The 15289-nt window shown below is 68.8% G+C and carries 14 protein-coding genes and 3 pseudogenes; 7 read left to right on the forward strand and 10 right to left on the reverse strand.

All coding sequences use genetic code 11. The annotated features are described in order from the left end of the window. Window positions 1–129: 129 nt before the first annotated feature. The 3 genes and pseudogenes from ACGFS9_RS31900 to ACGFS9_RS31910 form a co-directional block, all read right to left on the reverse strand. Complete coding sequence (locus ACGFS9_RS31900) at window positions 130–474, reverse strand: hypothetical protein (RefSeq protein ID WP_393258270.1); 345 nt, start codon at window positions 472–474, stop codon at window positions 130–132. A gap of 64 nt (window positions 475–538) precedes the next feature. Beyond that, on the reverse strand, window positions 539–1066 hold the full coding sequence (locus ACGFS9_RS31905; RefSeq protein WP_393258304.1) for a transposase: 528 nt from the start codon (window positions 1064–1066) through the stop codon (window positions 539–541). After that, window positions 1063–1386 (reverse strand): annotated as a pseudogene (locus ACGFS9_RS31910) (winged helix-turn-helix domain-containing protein); the annotation flags it as partial. The pseudogene ACGFS9_RS31910 and the gene ACGFS9_RS31905, both read right to left, overlap by 4 nt. A 75-nt stretch (window positions 1387–1461) precedes the next feature. Between ACGFS9_RS31910 and ACGFS9_RS31915 the strand changes: the two are divergent. After that, complete coding sequence (locus tag ACGFS9_RS31915) at window positions 1462–2268, forward strand: IS5 family transposase (protein WP_393258272.1); 807 nt, start codon at window positions 1462–1464, stop codon at window positions 2266–2268. A gap of 21 nt (window positions 2269–2289) precedes the next feature. On the opposite strand, the pseudogene ACGFS9_RS31920 reads toward ACGFS9_RS31915, so the two are convergent. After that, window positions 2290–3037, reverse strand: a pseudogene (locus ACGFS9_RS31920) (transposase family protein). A 296-nt stretch (window positions 3038–3333) separates the two neighbouring features. On the opposite strand from ACGFS9_RS31920, the gene ACGFS9_RS31925 reads away from it, so the two are divergent. Then, the gene (locus ACGFS9_RS31925) at window positions 3334–3879 is read left to right on the forward strand and encodes a hypothetical protein (RefSeq protein ID WP_393258275.1); all 546 of its coding nucleotides are present in this window, start codon (window positions 3334–3336) and stop codon (window positions 3877–3879) included. Window positions 3880–3954: 75 nt separating this feature from the next. On the opposite strand, the gene ACGFS9_RS31930 is transcribed toward ACGFS9_RS31925, so the two are convergent. Then, window positions 3955–4539 carry a hypothetical protein gene (locus ACGFS9_RS31930; RefSeq protein ID WP_393258276.1) on the reverse strand — a complete coding sequence of 195 codons (585 nt, stop codon included), beginning with the start codon at window positions 4537–4539 and terminating at the stop codon, window positions 3955–3957. A 327-nt stretch (window positions 4540–4866) separates the two neighbouring features. Here ACGFS9_RS31930 and ACGFS9_RS31935 point away from each other — a divergent pair. Next, window positions 4867–6029, forward strand: a protein-coding gene (locus ACGFS9_RS31935; protein ID WP_393258279.1) for an IS3 family transposase whose coding sequence is annotated in 2 segments (ribosomal slippage) — window positions 4867–5151 and window positions 5154–6029 — 1161 coding nt in all. Because the reading frame shifts where the segments join, the coding sequence is not laid out codon by codon here. A 162-nt stretch (window positions 6030–6191) separates the two neighbouring features. Here the strand turns inward: ACGFS9_RS31935 and ACGFS9_RS31940 are convergent. Together ACGFS9_RS31940 and ACGFS9_RS31945 are read right to left on the reverse strand one after the other, a co-directional pair. Next, window positions 6192–6416, reverse strand: a pseudogene (locus ACGFS9_RS31940) (IS5/IS1182 family transposase); the annotation flags it as partial. A gap of 455 nt (window positions 6417–6871) precedes the next feature. After that, a complete protein-coding gene (locus ACGFS9_RS31945) occupies window positions 6872–10300 on the reverse strand; it encodes a hypothetical protein (RefSeq protein WP_393258281.1) in 3429 nt (1142 codons plus the stop codon). Between the two features lie 203 nt (window positions 10301–10503). Here ACGFS9_RS31945 and ACGFS9_RS31950 point away from each other — a divergent pair, with 203 nt between their 5' ends. The 3 genes from ACGFS9_RS31950 to ACGFS9_RS31960 all read left to right on the forward strand — a co-directional run bounded on the left by ACGFS9_RS31950 (window position 10504) and on the right by ACGFS9_RS31960 (window position 12380). Continuing rightward, window positions 10504–10686, forward strand: coding sequence for a hypothetical protein (locus tag ACGFS9_RS31950; RefSeq protein WP_393258284.1), 183 nt, complete (start codon window positions 10504–10506; stop codon window positions 10684–10686). 767 nt (window positions 10687–11453) lie between these two features. Continuing rightward, the gene (locus ACGFS9_RS31955; RefSeq protein ID WP_393258287.1) at window positions 11454–11861 is read left to right on the forward strand and encodes a hypothetical protein; all 408 of its coding nucleotides are present in this window, start codon (window positions 11454–11456) and stop codon (window positions 11859–11861) included. A gap of 126 nt (window positions 11862–11987) precedes the next feature. Further along, the gene (locus ACGFS9_RS31960; RefSeq protein WP_393258290.1) at window positions 11988–12380 is read left to right on the forward strand and encodes a helix-turn-helix domain-containing protein; all 393 of its coding nucleotides are present in this window, start codon (window positions 11988–11990) and stop codon (window positions 12378–12380) included. A 184-nt stretch (window positions 12381–12564) separates the two neighbouring features. On the opposite strand, the gene ACGFS9_RS31965 is transcribed toward ACGFS9_RS31960, so the two are convergent. The 3 genes from ACGFS9_RS31965 to ACGFS9_RS31975 form a co-directional block, all read right to left on the reverse strand. Continuing rightward, window positions 12565–12810, reverse strand: a complete 246-nt coding sequence (locus tag ACGFS9_RS31965; protein ID WP_393258292.1) for a hypothetical protein — start codon at window positions 12808–12810, stop codon at window positions 12565–12567. A gap of 104 nt (window positions 12811–12914) precedes the next feature. Beyond that, the gene (locus ACGFS9_RS31970) at window positions 12915–13964 is read right to left on the reverse strand and encodes an IS3 family transposase (RefSeq protein WP_393258294.1); all 1050 of its coding nucleotides are present in this window, start codon (window positions 13962–13964) and stop codon (window positions 12915–12917) included. 132 nt (window positions 13965–14096) lie between these two features. Then, entirely contained in the window at window positions 14097–14783 is a 687-nt protein-coding gene (locus tag ACGFS9_RS31975) for a hypothetical protein (protein ID WP_393258297.1), read from the reverse strand. Window positions 14784–14966: 183 nt separating this feature from the next. Here ACGFS9_RS31975 and ACGFS9_RS31980 point away from each other — a divergent pair. Then, the coding region (locus tag ACGFS9_RS31980) for a hypothetical protein (protein ID WP_393258300.1) at window positions 14967–15289 on the forward strand (323 nt) is incomplete at its 3' end.

Consider the following 15289-nt stretch of genomic DNA (forward strand, 5'->3'; position numbering starts at 1 on the left):
TCCACACCGGCGAACCTGATTCCCGGATGCTACTGAACTTGAACTCGTGATGTCGGTCGACTCGTGGTGGCGGCGTCAGGGTCCGAGAGGCCGGCTGTAACCGACTCAGGTTCAGGACGGTGGCTGTAGTCAGCGCCGCGCCGCGGCGAGGGTCACCTCGAAGTCATCGCTCCGAGAGCAGACCTCCAGCCATGAGAGGTAGCCGCCTTGAGCGAAGACCAGGGCCTCGCCAGGGCACTCGCCGGTTTCCGTGAAGAGCTGTACGTCGGCAGCTACGACGGTGCCGGGACGCGTCGGTGCGGGCTCCACCGCGTCGGCGTCAAGATCGAAGTAAGCAGTGCCGCACCCGCACTGACAACGGGATTGCACCCTGAGTTGGGGCACCTGCCGTCGGAGGGCGACGTGAATAGGCTCGTCCGGGTTCAGGACGAGGTCAAGCACGTCGGCTACGTCCTCGGGCAGGCCGTCAGTCATGCCGCCACCGTAGCTGACCAGTGGTTTTGGGCTTCGGCCGATTTCGGGTCCGTCGACCCGATGCTCACAGGTCCAGGGCCAGGTCGGTGCCGGCGAGGCAGCCGTCGATGACCTCCGGCCGGTACTGCAGCATCTTCAGTTTGCGTTTCACGGCGCGGGTGATCTGGCCGAGGTCGGCCGCAGCAAGGTTGCCGATGTCACGCTTGACCAGCGACCAGACACCCTCGGTCGGGTTGAGGTCCGGGGCGTAGGTGGGCAGCTGGAACAAGGTGAGCCACTCGGCGTTCGCGTCGATGAACGCGCGCATGCCGACCGTCAGGTACAGGCGGACGTTGTCCCAGACCAGCACGATCGGTCCGCCGAGCTGGATGCGGGCGCGGACGATGAGGTCGCGAAAGTCGCGCCAGCCGAAGCCCTTCGGCTCGTCCTTGCGGCCCCGGTACTCGCGGATCGCGTAGATCAGCCGGGACCGCTCGCTCGGCTTGTAGCAGGCCATACACGCCATCGACACGCGCCCCGAGCCCCGGCCCCTCACCCTCACAACCGGGGTCTGGCCGACCCGACCCCAGGTCCTGGCGCGCGGCGGAGTCATCGACTGTCCGGCCTCGTCCTCGAAGACGATCCAGGTGTTGCGCTCCGCCGCGGTGCTCTTACCCGCGGCCAGGTCTCCTTCTTCCACACCTCGACCGCGTCGTCATCACGCTCGATCGCCCGCCTGGTGGGCTGCTGCCAGCTCCAGCCGTGCCGCGTCAGCAGCCGCCAGGTGCCCTCGACCGTGTAGGAGACCTGGAACAGTCGGCCGATCAGCGTCTTGATCCGTGCCAGGGTCCACCGCTGGTCCACCCAGCCGTGAGCCAGTGGACCACGCTCCAACTCCCGCTCCAGCCTCGCGATCTGGGCTTCACTGAACCTCTTTCATCCTGTGCTGGCGGGTGAGATGAGCTGGTCAGTGGGTGTGGTGACGAGGCAGGGCCCCTCGTCGTTGGCGTGGTGATTCCACTCAGCACACCGGCGACCGAAGGGGCCCTGTTGGTTCCGTATCCTGCCATGCTCGACGTCCCGCATGAGCTCGTCGAGCACGTTGCCTGGCTGCTGTACGAGCACCGCCGCGCACGCAACACCCGCTGGCGAAAGCTCGGCTGCTTCGACCAGGCACTGCTCACGCTGGTCCACCTGCGCAAGAACGAGACGTTCGCCGAACTCGGCGCCGGGTTCGCGATATCGCAGGCCACCGCCTGGCGCTACGTGGACGAAGCCCTGGAGGTGCTGGCTTCCTGGGCCCCAGGCCTCCATGAAGCCCTCACCGGCCTCGGTGAGGGCGACCACGTCATCGTTGACGGCACACTGATCCCCACCGACCGCGTCCGCGCCGATCAGCCGTACTACTCGCAGAAAAACAAGAAGCACGGCATGAACGTGCAGGTCATCGCCCGCCCGGACGGCACACCACTGTGGTTCTCCCGCGCAACACCCGGCCGCACACATGACCTGACAGCGGCCCGGGCCCACGGCATCGTCCAGGCCTGCCTGACCCGGCAGATCCTTGTGCTGGCAGACCGTGCCTACCAGGGCGCCGGCGCCACATTCCGCACCCCGTACTACCACCACAGCGAACAACCCGAGCACTACCAGCAGTTCAACCGCGACCACGCCCGACTCCGAGCCCCCGGTGAACGTGCCTTCGCCCGACTCAAGTCCTGGCGCATCATGCGCAGAGCACGCTCCTCCACCCGCCGCGTCAGCCGCACCGTCCAAGCCATCCACGTGCTACTGACCTGCGACTATTCAGGATGAAAGAGGTTCACTGAACGCTTCTCATCCTGAGCGCCAGGCGATCTCGATGGCGTGAATGGCGGCGACCGTGCGGCCGATGCGGTTGGTGCTGCATCGGGCCTTACGGAGGATCCGCCATTGCTTGAGGCGGGCGAAGGCGCGTTCGCCCGGTGCTCGCAGCCGGGTGTGGTCCCGGTTGTACTGCTGGTAGTGCTCTGGAAGTTCGTGGTGGCGGTAGTAGGGAGTGCGGACAGTGGCACCGGCGCCCTGGTAGGCGCGGTCGGCCAGGACGAGGACATGGCGGGACAGGCAGGCTTGGATCACCCCGTGTGCGCGGGCCGCGGTCAGGTCGTGCGTGCGGCCGGGCAGAGCCCGGGAGAACCACAGTGGTGTTCCGTCCGGGGCGGCCAGGACCTGCACGTTCATCCCGTGACGGCGGTGCTTCATCGAGTAGTACGGCTCGTCCGCGGCGATACGGTCGGTGGGGATCAGGGTGCCGTCGAGGATGACGAGCCCCTCTGGCGGCAGTTCGCGCAGGGCGTCGTGCAGACTCGGGGCGCGTTCGGCGAGGATGTCGACCGTTTCGCTCACGTACCGGCCGGCGGTGGCGGTGGAGACGCCGAATCCCGCAGCGCCCTGAGTCACGGTCTCGTTCTTGCGCAGGTGCACCAGGACCAGCAGAGCCTGCCGGAAGCAGCCCAGCCTGCGCCAGCGGGAGTTCATGCTCACACCTTCGGGCGTATATGAGCCAGGAAACGTGCTCAACGACCTCGTGAGGGACGTCGAGCATGGCACGATACGGGACCAACAGGGCTCCTGTGTCGAGGCGTTGGCGAGTGAGATGACCAGCCGCAACGACCAGGAGCCCTGCCGCGTCACGGCCCCCGACCGCCAGCCGTCATCGCCCCCGAGCCACAGGATGAGAAGCGTTCACTGTCAGGCGAAGGGCACCGACATCACCCAATCAAGTTCAGTTGCAACTCAGCCGTCCACCGTTCAGCTCGGCATGCCCGACATCCGCCGCGACACCGGACGCAGCAGCGCCGACGCTGGGACAGCCGTCCCAACGGGTCCTAAGCTTCGCGGATGACCTACGAAGAGCTGTGCTGGGAACCGATAGCGGCGCTTCCAGAAGGCGAGCCCGAGACGTCCTTCGGCGGGCGTTGGGAGGACCGGCTCTGGCTGAACGTTCCTGGCCCCTTCTACACCGGCATCGCCGACAACTGTTGGACGGGCCGGCTGCACGCACCGCGCCATGTGCTCTACGGCGGCGAGTACTTCGGTGAATACGTGTATCGCCAGCCGACCACCACGGCCGAGGTCCTGCACCTGGTAACAGCAGCCCAGAAAGATCCGTACCGCGGCTATGCCTGCGACGGCGACAGCCGATGGACCCCCGAGGCTGTTCGGGACTGGTGGCGCGACCGGGGACGGGTCACCGAGTACTTGGAGTCCCTCCTGCCCGGATGGTCGTCCAGCGACAGGTGTGACGAGCGGGAAGCCGCAGAGGGGCTGAGGGCGTTTGCCGCCTACATCACTGAAGGGCTTGGCGCGGACCTCAGGAAGTACGTCTTCCGGCTTGAAGAGGGCCACTACCCGAAGAGCTCCGGACCACTGCCTGAGCTCCGATAAGCAACGACGGCCACGGGGTGCTCGGTGCTCTCGCACCTGGACCACGTGGAGTGGGATCAGGTACCCGGCTGGGCCTCAGACGCCTGGCGGAAGAACCTCGATGATCTCGGCGATGCCAGCGAGAGGTCGGGCCTCGTGCATCGCTATCACGTCACCATACTTGAGATGCCGCCACTGCTCGGGTTGAAGGGGGGCCAGACGAACGTCGGCTGTCTCTCCGGGGCCGAGTTGCGGCGCGAACTCCACCCAGATCCTTGCGATGTTCAGATCGTGTTGCCCGTCTGCGGTGCGGTTGCCGATGTCCCACAGCGGCCTGAGTCGCCCATCCCCTGAGAAGGGGCTCTGGCGTCCGCCCTCGTCGGCGCTCAGCAGAGTCAGCGTCGCGCGAACGGTGCCGTGCCTGACTTCCCAAGCCCTCCACTCGCACCAACGGCGGCTGCGGTCGAGCATCATCTGCCGGGCGGCCTCGGCGAGCATCTCCCAGAAGCCGGTGGACACGGGATGGACGTCGGCGATCTCGATCAGCACGTCCAGCGCCATCTCCCATTCCTGGAAGGCGATCTCCTCGCGGACGTTCCCTACCGACTGGCCGTTCTCCGCCATGGCGTCCTCCGGCAGCAGTTCGACAGCCCGCCGAAGAAGTGTGAACGCGTCATCCATACGCTGGATTCTCGCCTGGCCCCGGGGCTTTGTCATAGACGACCTGACCCGATCCGGCGGCGCGACACGCCCGGACGCCCCACCGACCTCAAGATCTCTGACCGCTACATTCAGCAACCCGCCCGTCGTCTGCCTCCGCCGGACCCAGCTGGCTGATTCGGATAAGCCTGTGTTCGCTGCCCGATGCTCTGGCCCGATCCCACCCAACGCGACCGGCTCGTCGAGATCCGCGACAACCTCCTCGCCCGGATCGCCGAGGGGTCTGCCGCACGATCGGGTGACATCTGAACTGGCTTGCCTTGTCTGGCAGGTGGGAAGGATGTCGTTGTGCCCAAGCCCTATCCTCAGGAGTTCCGCGAGGACGTCGTGCGGGTCGCGAGGAACCGCGGTCCGGGCGTCACGGTCGAGCAGGTGGCCGCCGACTTCGGCGTCCACGCGATGACGTTGTGGAAGTGGATGCGCCGCGCGGACATCGACGACGGCGTGAAGCCCGGGACGACCAGCCAGGAGAGCGCGGAGCTGCGCGAAGCCCGCCGACGGATCAAGCTGCTGGAGCAGGAGAACGAGGTCCTGCGCCGGGCGGCGGCCTATCTGTCACAGGCGAACCTGCCGGGAAAAGGATCTACCCGCTCGTGAAGGAGCTGGCCGGCGACGGGGTGCCCGTCACGGTCGCGTGCCGGGTGCTGAAGCTCGCCAGACAGCCCTACTACCGCTGGCTCGACGAGCCGGTGTGCGACGCCACGCTCGAGGCGGCCTATCGCGCGCACGCGCTGTTCGCCGCGCACCGCGACGACCCGGAGTTCGGTTACCGCTTCCTGGCCGACGAGGCCCGCGACGCCGGGGCCGGCATGGCCGACCGGACCGCGTGGCGGATCTGCCGGGACAACCAGTGGTGGAGCGTGTTCGGCAAGAAACGCGGCCGGACAAAGAAGGCAGGCCCGCCGGTCCACCACGACCTGGTCAACCGGGCCTTCACCGCGACCGGACCGAACCAGCTCTGGCTCACCGACATCACCGAACACCCCACTGGTGAAGGCAAGCTGTATCTCTGCGCGGTCAAGGACGTCTTCAGCAACCGGATCGTGGGCTACTCCATGGACGCCCGGATGAAGTCCCGACTGGCCGTGACCGCCTTGGACAACGCGGTCGCCCGGCGCCAGGACGTCGCCGGATGCATCCTGCACAGCGACAGAGGATCGCAATTTCGCTCAAGGAAATTCGTCCAGGCCCTCGGCCGCCACCAGATGACCGGCTCGATAGGACGAGTCGGAGCGGCCGGCGACAACGCGGCCATGGAGTCCTTCTTCAGCCTGCTGCAGAAGAACGTCCTCGACCGCCGCACCTGGGCCACCCGCGAGGAACTGCGGATCGCGATCGTGACCTGGATCGAGCGGACCTACCACCGACGCCGCAGACAAACCGCACTCGGCCGACTCACACCCGTCGAATACGAGACCGTCATGACCACACCGGCTCTCCAGGCCGCGTGACTGAACCTGCCACCTGAAGGTGCAGCAGACCCCAGCCGGTCGTGGAACTCCTGGACCAGGGCGTGGTCGCGCCAGCGGCGGAAGAACGCGTAGACGCGGTCCCCACGGCGGGAAGTCGGCCGGCATGGCCCGCCACTTGATGCCGTTGACGACGAGGTAGCGGATCGCATCGAGTATTGCCCGGTGGCAATACGCCTCCGGCTGCCCGCCCCGGCCGCGCAGCCAGCCGGGCACCGGTGGCAGCGGCCGGACCAGAGCCCACTCCGCGTCCGTCAAGTCCGAGGGATTTCGCCGAACACCTTCCGGGTGATCGGCCGCGTTTCCTAACCGGTGAGCGACACAATCACACGTCGGTGCAGCCGAGTTGAACTCCACCAGCGTGACCACGTAGAACTGCGGCAACAGGGTCTCTTGGATCTCGGTTGGCTTCGCAACCCCGCGCTACCAAGAGGCCCTGCCTTCATGCCCGCGACCAGTTGCGATCACCCGATCGAGACTCCCGTTCGACACGCACCCCTCAAGATCGGAACGACAACAGCTACTGAGCGCTTCAGCTGGCGGATGAGCGGTTGAGTTGGCGAGCTGAGCCTGCGGGTCACCGGCCTGGCTTACCGAAGCCCCGCCCAGCCCAGCACGACTCGCGAACCGAAGTGCTCAGTCCGTCCGGGGCGCCTGGCGAATGGGTTCCCGTATCAGCCGATCCCGACCAGTTCGGCGATCGGGTGTACGGCATTCTGCGCCGCGCGGAGGGTGAGCCGGGGGACCAGGGCCTGACCTGTGCCCGGCCTGCCGGTGAGCGCGGGCTGCCGACTGCGCGGGACAGCAGCGCGGCGGATCGCCCCTCAGAGGGCCGACAGGGGCTCGGCACCGTCGAAGAGCGCGGTCGCGTCCGGGCAGGTCCATGGCTCGGCAAGGGTGCCGTCCTGGTTCCAGCCGTAGCGCCGCAGCTGCCGGGCCCGGTCGGCTCTGCCCTCTTGTTCTAGCAGACGCACAGCGTCGTCGAGTGCGCACCTGTTGCCGCTGTCGGCGGAACGTCGCCAGGCCGTGGCAGCTGCTTCGTTGCGTCCCGCCTTCTCGTAGAGGCGCGCGACGCCGCTGAAGTCGTGGCTGCGCAGGAGCAGGGTGACGGCGTCGTCGAGGCGGCGGGAACGGGTCAGCAGAGCCGCCACCGCCGACCGGATGACGAAACCCGGGTCGCCGTCCTCTCCCCACAGATGGTGCACGGCCTCATCGACACGGCCCTGGGCTTCCAGCAGACGGACGAGCGGCGTGCGATCCGGGGCGGAGAACCAGCCGCGGCCGGTGCCGTGCAGGTACTGGTAGGCGCTGATGGCCTCGTCGGGGAAACCGGACCGCTCGGCCACGCACGCCGCTCTGGCGATCAAGCGGGGGTCCTCGGAGCGGATTCTCGCCTGCATCCAGTCCCGGATTTGCCGTTCGTCCTCGGCTTCGCTGGCCGGCGGTGCGGTGGCCCTAGCCGCCACGATCCGGCTGAGCAGGTCCTCGTAAGCGCCGGTGGCGTCCAGGAGCATCGTGGCGAGCATGATCCCGCTTGCGTCGAGGGAGGAGCGGGCCTCTTCCCATTCCTGAACCGCCTGTGCCGCAGTGACATCGGCGCGGGAACGTACGTACGCCTCGGCGGACCACAGGAGGAGGCGTTCACCGTTTCCCAGAGGGTCCGCGGCCTCCTGCACCAGGACCAGGGCGAGCGAACAATGGCCCGCGGCATGCAGCAGCCCGCTCATCCGGCACAGTGGCCGGGTGAGTTCCACGCCCGCCGGGGAGGAAGGCCCGTCGGCGGCCAGCCATCGGATCGCCTCCGCCGAACGGCCTGCGGCTTGGAGCGAGGCGACCGCCTGAGCCAGAGCCGGCCAGTCACCGGCAGCAGCCCACTGCTGCAACCACGCCAGCGTCTCGGGTGCGCGCCCGTCGTGCTCCAGCAGGTCGGCCACCCATCCGACGGTGTGGTCGTTGACGGTGGTCGCCCGGGCGGCGGCATAGTTCTTCAGCCATCGGATCGCCTCGTCGACCCGGCCGAGCGCCTTGAGACGTGCCACGAATTCATATTTGGCATGCCAGTTGCCGCGATCGGCCAGATCACGGAGCCAGCCGATCGCCTCCTCGGTCCTTCCGGCTTCGACCATCACATCCGCCGCCTCGCACAGGACTTCCGTGTAGTCGCCCTCGTCCAGATCCTTGGTGCTGATCAGCCGCATCCACCACGAGATCGCGTCGTTGGTGCGGCCCTGATGGTGCAGCAGTTGCGCCAGGACCGCCCAGTCGTACGTTCCTCCCGAAAAGCTGCAGCGTTTGGGTGCCCAGGTTATGGCCTCGTCGCTTCGGCCTTCCGCGAGCAGGAACCCCATGATCGACCTGTTGACGAAGTAGTACTCGCCCTGGGCCTGGTTCGCTCGTTCCCACCAGTCGCGGGCCTCTTCGCCGCGCCCGGCGGCGTCCAGGTGGTAGGCCACCAGGCAGGGGGCCTCCATATGGCCGGCATCGGCCGCCTTGGACCACCATCGCAGCGCCTCAGCGTCCTTCCCGTGTCGTTGCAGGTAGGTTCCGACGGCGACCATGGCTCGGACGTCGCCCGCCTCGGCGGCCCAGCGCCACCAGGCATGGGCCTCCTCGGCGCGTCCGGCCCGGTCCAGCAGCCGCGCCAGCTCTGCCGCCGACTCCCGGTCGCCGCCGTGCGCGGCGTGGTGCAGGAGCAGCGCCGCGTGACGAAGTCGGCCGCGTTCCTCGGCCGCCTGGGCGAGCGCGCGCCGGTCCGCGTCACACGGGGCGTGGTAGAGGGCCGCCTGCCAGAAGCTGTCTGGGGGAACCACGGCGTGCCGCTGGGTACGGCCGTACTGCTGGAGGTAGTCGGCGAGGGTGACCACGCCGGGCAGAGCGCCCATGCCGGAGGGACGGGGCACGTCCTGCAGCGGCCTGACGACCCGCTTGATCATGGCGCGAGCGTGGGCGAGGGCACCGGTGAACCAGGAATCGGGGTCGGCGGCGGTGATTTCTTTGCGGGTGAGGTAGCCGCGCGCCGCCTCCTGAAGGAAGGTCAGCGGCATCGGCCCGGTGACGCCGAGACGGTGCGCGTCCATCGCCGCGCTGATCAGGGCCCTGCCGTAGGGGGCAGGGCCGTGCGGGTCGGCAGGGTCTTCATAGTGCGCCACCAGGTCCGGTCCGGCGGCCAGCACCTGGGTGATGTCGGTTCCTCCGCTTTCTAGGGCGGTGGCCAGGGACGGGTCGTGCCGGGCGGCGTCACGGACGGCGTCCAGATCGTCGGCGAAGGAGGCGGGAAGGCGGACATGGTGCGCCTGGACCAGCAGCGTCCGGGCCTGCCGATGGGGGTCTGGCTGGCCGGATTCGGGAGGGGCGCCGACGGTGAGCGCCTTGTCGTGGTCGGGCCACAAGGTGGCGAACGCGAGGAACGGGCCGTCGTCGTCGAGGCGGCGCAGGAGCGCGGCCGCGGCGGCCTCGCCGGCGGGGCCGCCCAGGTAGTGCTGGGCCTCGTTCAACCACAGTACGGAACGCGGGCCGAGAGCCTTCGCGTTCAGCATGGCCAGGAGGCTGTCGGCATCCGCGGGGAAGAACAGCCGGAAGTCGTCCGGAACCGCCGTCAAGGCCTCCACGGCGGTGCGCGTCTTGCCGGTGCACGACTCCCCGCGCACCACCACGAGTAGTGGCTCGCCGCCGGCCATCGCGGCGACCAGACGGGCCCGCAGGGCGGCGTCGTGGGGGCGCGGCACATAGGTGGGCAGGACGAAGTCAGCGCCGCCCGTCGTCGTGGGTCCGCCCGGCACGGCTGGGTGCACTCCCAGCCGCTTTGGTGTCCAGTGCCGTACCGGGCGAGGGCGGTCCGCCAGCGCGTCCTGGCGAGCCCGCCGTTCCTTGTCCTCGAGCGCGCCGAGGGCCTGCTGGCGTTGCAGCGCCTCATGGTTCGACCGCGTCCGGCGCTGCAACTCGGCCGTCCACGTCCGGTCCCAGCGGTCGTCGTCCAGAAGCTCGGCGACGCTCTCGTCCGAAAACGTGTCGGCCCGGGAGCCCAGCAAGCCCTTGAGGGCAGCCTCCCCTCTGATCAGTTCGAGGACGGCCAGCAACTTGTCCAGCTCTCGCGGGAAGCGTTTGCCCCGCATCCAGGCGCCGACCGTGTCGCGGGACAGCGGCGGCTTGGTGGCCTTGGACAGCACGTTATTCGAGGGCTGACCGTCCATCTGGAGCCGTTTGAACTCGCCCACCCGCTGCAGGTCGGTGAAGAAGTCCGGTGTGTCGCCCATGCCCCGTCCCGTACGCGCCGGTGTCCGGCCGTGTCAGTTCAGGACACCGCCGGACACTGAGTTCCCCAAGCCCGCCACCAGCTGCCCGGCAGCGGATGTGTCCAACCCTGTGGCGGCCAGTGGCAGGACACGCCTCAGGACAGGCAATCTCGCACCCATCTGGTCCGCATGACGCAGTGGACCACTCGTCCAAGGAGACCGCGATGTCTACGCTCCAGGTCCTGATGCTGCTGCTGGCGCTGTCGGTGGCCCTGCACATCGGCTGCGCCGCCGCCTTCACCGCATGGCGCGCTGGCACGCACCCTGCCGCGGCCCTCCTGGTCGGCGGCGGCGCGACCGGCACCGCCTTCGCCCTGTACCTGACAACACTCGGCGCCTACCGCTGATAATGAGCTTGTTCTTTAACCTTCGTCCGGCTCATGGCAGGGTGGCCGGCGGCCCTGGAGTGATCAGTGCGACCGAGATTTTCACTTGGCGGACGAGCGCAATAGTTGGCGGATCTTGCTTCGGAAACGCTGCGTTGTTGAGACTTGGCGCTCTCGTTGGCCCTTGAGCGTTGCAGCTAACCTGTGACTGAGCTCGGTAGGTGGCCCTTGAGCATTCCGGTTGGCCCCTGTGCATGATGGGTGGCCCCGTACGAGCCGCGCGATCACCGCCAAGAGGCTTCCGGTGGGCCGCCGGGCCAGCCATGGTCAAGTTCCGGGGATTCGACGGTTGGGGTGTGACGTGGACTGGCGGACCGATCCGACGTTCGAGATGTGTCGGAAAGTGACGGACGGGGCGGACCTGGCCTCGTTCTCGGGGGTCCGTTCGACGTGCGGGCGGCGGTGGCCAGCATCCTGCCCGAGCCTCGACACGGGGAGGCGGATTCCCTCCTGCGCGCTGGCGGCGAACCGGTCGTGGACGCGACGGTGTGCTGTGGAGCCTGTGCGCCGACGACAGCCGGGCCGCCGCTGCCCTTGCCGTTCCGTTCCTCATTCCCCTCGCTATCAACGCCTACCACCCACACCGCACCGCCGCCCTCGCAGTCCTCTCCGGCCCCGCCCGTGCCGGGCACCACGGCGTCGCCTCTCGCGAGGAATTCCTCCTCCACCGCAACGATCCCCGGCACCACGCACCCGATACCCACGACGACTACGGCTAGGGCTACGAGGTGACCGGCTACCCGGCCGGCTGGTCGGTGGCCGCCGCCCGAGCCGCGATCACCACCGCCACCACCGCGCTCCTGCCCCTCCTTGGAGACTCCGACCCCACCGTCCGCGTCGACGCCGCCTACGTCCTGGCGACCGCCGCCGACCCCGCCCACACCATCCGGACTGCCTTGGCCAGCGGATTCGCCACCGAAGGCGATGCCATGGCCCGCGCCGCACTGCTCCTGGCCGCCGCCGAGATCACCCGGGCCCACCCGCACCCGCCGGCGCTGCCGCTTCTTGATGATCTGCGGCTCGAACGTGCCCGACACGTCACGCGGGACCTTGCACCCCTTCGCTCAAGCCTGAGCGGCGGGCCGGTTCGAACACTCGGCGATGCCTGTTCGGGTAAGGGTCGACCGGGCAGGTAGGCGAGTCGGTGTGACCGCCCTGCCCCTCTTTCATAGTGCGAGGCGGAGGGAAGGCGGTCGGCGTTGCGATTCGTTTAAACTCACTGGCACCAAGGCGGGAAACAGTCGAGCAGGAAGACACCAGCCGTGCCGAACCCACTGCAGGTGCTGATCAAGCACCAACTTGACCAGCACGGTTTGTCCTATGGCGACGTGGCGCGTCGGGGGGGTGTTTCGCGTTCCACCGTTCATCATCTGGCGACGTCCGAGCGTTTGGCCCGGATGCCGCAGCAGAGCACGCTCGAGGGGCTGGCCAGGGGTCTCGACATCCCTGTCGCTCCGGTGCGTCGGGCTGCGGCCGAGGCGTGCGGAGTGCACCTCTATCTCGAGGATGCGCCCGAGGCGGGGGATCCTGAAGTCGCGATTTTGATCGCGAGCGTGCAGAAACTCGGGCCGGTCGACCGCCGTCATGTTTCCGCGCTCGTGGAGTCTCTGCTGCGTACGGCTGCGGCGGAAGAGGAGAAATCCGGCCGCTCCTGAAGGGGACTGAGGGCAAATGAGCCGCGGCGGTCGGGCCCGGGGCACGAGAGCGCTCCGCGCGTCCTGCTTGGGCGGGAGTTCACGGATAGCCGATTTTCAAATTCTTTCAATTCGCCTTCAACCTTCTGTACGGAATTCGCCGTAGGGGTGCCGCGCGGCCTTGGCCTCGGCGGTACTTGAATCGTCAGAGGTGGCGCGGGTTCGCAGCTCCGAGCCAGTCGATCACGATGGCGACCGCCCGGTAGTCGAGCTCGGCGATCTGCGTCACGATCCTGGCGTCCCGCAACCGGTCGGGAACGCAGGCGGCGTCCAGGGCGCAGTGGAGCAGCACGGTGTGCGCTTGGGTGGCGGGCAGGTCCGCCTCCGCGGTGAGGGCCCCGCGCAGGGACGGCGTGACGGGCAGAGGCGGGGTCGTTGCCGTATTCGTCATGTTCTCCCTCGTGACGACGCGCTCGGTTTCGCCTCCGTGCCGTCCGGCGGGGCGCGATGGCGTGCAGGTGGTGGCGCGGTGCGTTCGCGCCGTGCGGGCGTCATTCACGACGCCTGCACGGCCGCCGGCAGGAGTGCCGCCGCGGGCGAGGAGGCGTCGCCGAAGAGGTTTTGCAGTTGTCGGTGCAGATCCTCGGTGGTGTTTCCCTGGTTTCCCGGGGGCAGGCCGCGGTCGATGTTCCTCCAGAAATGGTCCACCGATGCCTGGGCGTACTGGTCGGGGACGCGGGCCGTGGCGGGGGCCAGTGCGAGGATCCGGGTGCGCTCGGTGAAGGCGTAGGCAGTGAGTCGGCTGCGCAGGAGGGGTCCGGTAGCGCGGGTGAGGGCCTGGTTCAGTGCCGTGTGGACCAGGTCGTGGGTGACCGCGTTGTGCACGCTCCAGCCGAGGAGGCGTTGCTCGTGGGTGTCCAGCACGACGGCGCTGTACAGGGTTCCCGTCGAGGTGTGGTGGCCGCGGGCGTCGACGACCCAAAGGCGTCGTGTGGTGCGGCTGTCGAGGGTCTGTGCGGCTTCCCACCGGATGCGGCCCGCGCGTCCTTGGATGCCGGCCTGCCGCATGAGGAGTTCCACCGTGCCGCGGCTGATGCTGATGCCGTAACAGCGCTGGAGTTCGTGGTGGATGCGCCGTGAGCCGTACATGGCGTCGGAGGAGCGGTGGATGGAGAGGATGAGTTCGCTCAGGCGGGCGTGGCGGAGCGCGCGGCCGGAGGGGGCGCGTCGGCACCAGGCGTAGTAGCCGGATTCGGAGACGCGCAGGAGGGCGGCCGTGGTTCGGACGGGGTGGCCTTCGGCTGCCATGGCCTGGATGGCCTCAAAGCGGCCCTGTGGGGGTACGACGTCGCTCAGTCGTCTGGTCAGGCGCCGGTGGGCGAGCAGTTCGGATTCGAGTTCGGCGATGCGTGTGTGGGCGGCGTGCAGTTGCTGCTGGTGGTCGGGTAGGTGGGGTGGGATGGTAAGGGGGCTGGCCCGGCGCCAGCGGTAGAGGGTGGATCTGCTCAGGTGGAGTTCGGCGGCGACGTCTTTGACGGTGCGTCCCCGGGCGAGGAGGTTGAGGGCCTGGTCCTGCAGCGATGGGGGCAGTGGCTGTCGGGGCATGGTCCTTCCCGGTTCGTTGCCCGGGACCGGGCGAAAACTTGGTGGATTGGCGTGGGGTGGGGTGCCTGGTGGGACTGCCGGGGTCCCGGCGGGGGGTGGGTTCCCGGCAGTCTCACGTGGGGTCAGGTGGGGTTAGTTGACGTGGCGGTGCATGGTGACGGTGGGCTGGAAGCTGTCCTGGGGGGCGGCGGCGCTGCGGTGGGGGGCGGCGGCGGCTTCGCGGTCCAGGACGGTCTTGATCTCCTGGGCGAGTTCGTCGGCGCGCTTTTTGACGTTGGGAATGGACAGGTGGGAGGTCCTCAGTGCGGCCGCTTCGCGGTGGATGCGGGTGAGGTTGCTGAGAGCCGACCTGCTGAGGGTCATCTCCTGGGGGGTGGCGACCACGAACTGGTAGGCGCCGGCGAAGGTTTGGCAGCCTTCGCAGTGGTTGTTGGAGGACCGGGAGAGGTTGGTGGCGTTGATCAGGCGGGCGTTGCGGCCGGCGGCGGTGACGATCTGGTAGGACAAGGCGATCGACCGGCAGGGGGCCTGCGGGGAGCAGCCTGCGGACTGGGCCGTGGCCCGGTTGTTCGCCGTCACCGCGACGAGCGGCCCGAACTGGTGGATTTTGAACGACTCGTCGAACTGGTTGGCGTGGGTGCGGTTGGCGTGGGCGTCGGCCATGTCCACGGCGGCGGACATGAAGGAGTGGCTACCGCCGGTGGTGGTGGCCTGAGCCGACGTCGTGGTCGCCGCGACGGCCATGCCGGCCGTGGCGATCATGCCGAGACGCACCGCGGTCTTGGCGGCGGTGCTGGTGCGGGGTTTGCGGTGGCTCATGGCTGTCTCCCGGGAGTGAGGAACGTCGGCTGGGATGCGGGACGTCGGCTGGTGGGGGCTGGGGCGGCGGTGGCGCCGGGGGTGTTGCGGAGGTTCTAGGGCGTTGCGGATGCGGAGGGCGTCGGCGGGGGCGCCGTCGGGGTGGGCACCGTGGTGTCGGGGGCGGACGGCGACGGGGTGGGCGTGAGGGGCGGGAGAGCGGAGGCACTCTGCGTGCGGGTGCTGGTGGCGGTCGCGGTCCGGGCGGTGGTGGCGCCCGCCGGTGTCGGGGTCGCCGGCCGGCTGCTGCCGGGCGAGGTGGACGCGGAGGGGCTCTCCTGCGAGTCAGGGCGGGCCGTGCCGGAGGACGGGGAGGCGGTGGTCCGGAGGGTCCGCGGCGGCTCGGCGGACGTGGTCGCCTCCGCCGTCGGCGCGGTCGCCGTGGGGGTGGGGTGGACGGGCTGGTCCGCGGGCCGTGCCTTGGGGACGCCGGGCTGCAGGATGGGGGCGACGGGCGGGGCGGGGGG

This window comes from Streptomyces sp. NPDC048566, from assembly GCF_043199735.1.
Classification (GTDB): domain Bacteria; phylum Actinomycetota; class Actinomycetes; order Streptomycetales; family Streptomycetaceae; genus Streptomyces.

Bases quoted from the DNA above. Each gene is read 5' to 3' on its own strand.
- ACGFS9_RS31900 (WP_393258270.1), bottom strand. From the start codon at position 474: ATGACTGACGGCCTGCCCGAGGACGTAGCCGACGTGCTTGACCTCGTC.
- ACGFS9_RS31905 (WP_393258304.1), bottom strand. From the start codon at position 1,066: ATGACTCCGCCGCGCGCCAGGACCTGGGGTCGGGTCGGCCAGACCCCG.
- ACGFS9_RS31925 (WP_393258275.1), top strand. From the start codon at position 3,334: ATGACCTACGAAGAGCTGTGCTGGGAACCGATAGCGGCGCTTCCAGAA.
- ACGFS9_RS31930 (WP_393258276.1), bottom strand. From the start codon at position 4,539: ATGGATGACGCGTTCACACTTCTTCGGCGGGCTGTCGAACTGCTGCCG.
- ACGFS9_RS31945 (WP_393258281.1), bottom strand. From the start codon at position 10,300: ATGGGCGACACACCGGACTTCTTCACCGACCTGCAGCGGGTGGGCGAG.
- ACGFS9_RS31950 (WP_393258284.1), top strand. From the start codon at position 10,504: ATGTCTACGCTCCAGGTCCTGATGCTGCTGCTGGCGCTGTCGGTGGCC.
- ACGFS9_RS31965 (WP_393258292.1), bottom strand. From the start codon at position 12,810: ATGACGAATACGGCAACGACCCCGCCTCTGCCCGTCACGCCGTCCCTG.
- ACGFS9_RS31970 (WP_393258294.1), bottom strand. From the start codon at position 13,964: ATGCCCCGACAGCCACTGCCCCCATCGCTGCAGGACCAGGCCCTCAAC.
- ACGFS9_RS31975 (WP_393258297.1), bottom strand. From the start codon at position 14,783: ATGAGCCACCGCAAACCCCGCACCAGCACCGCCGCCAAGACCGCGGTG.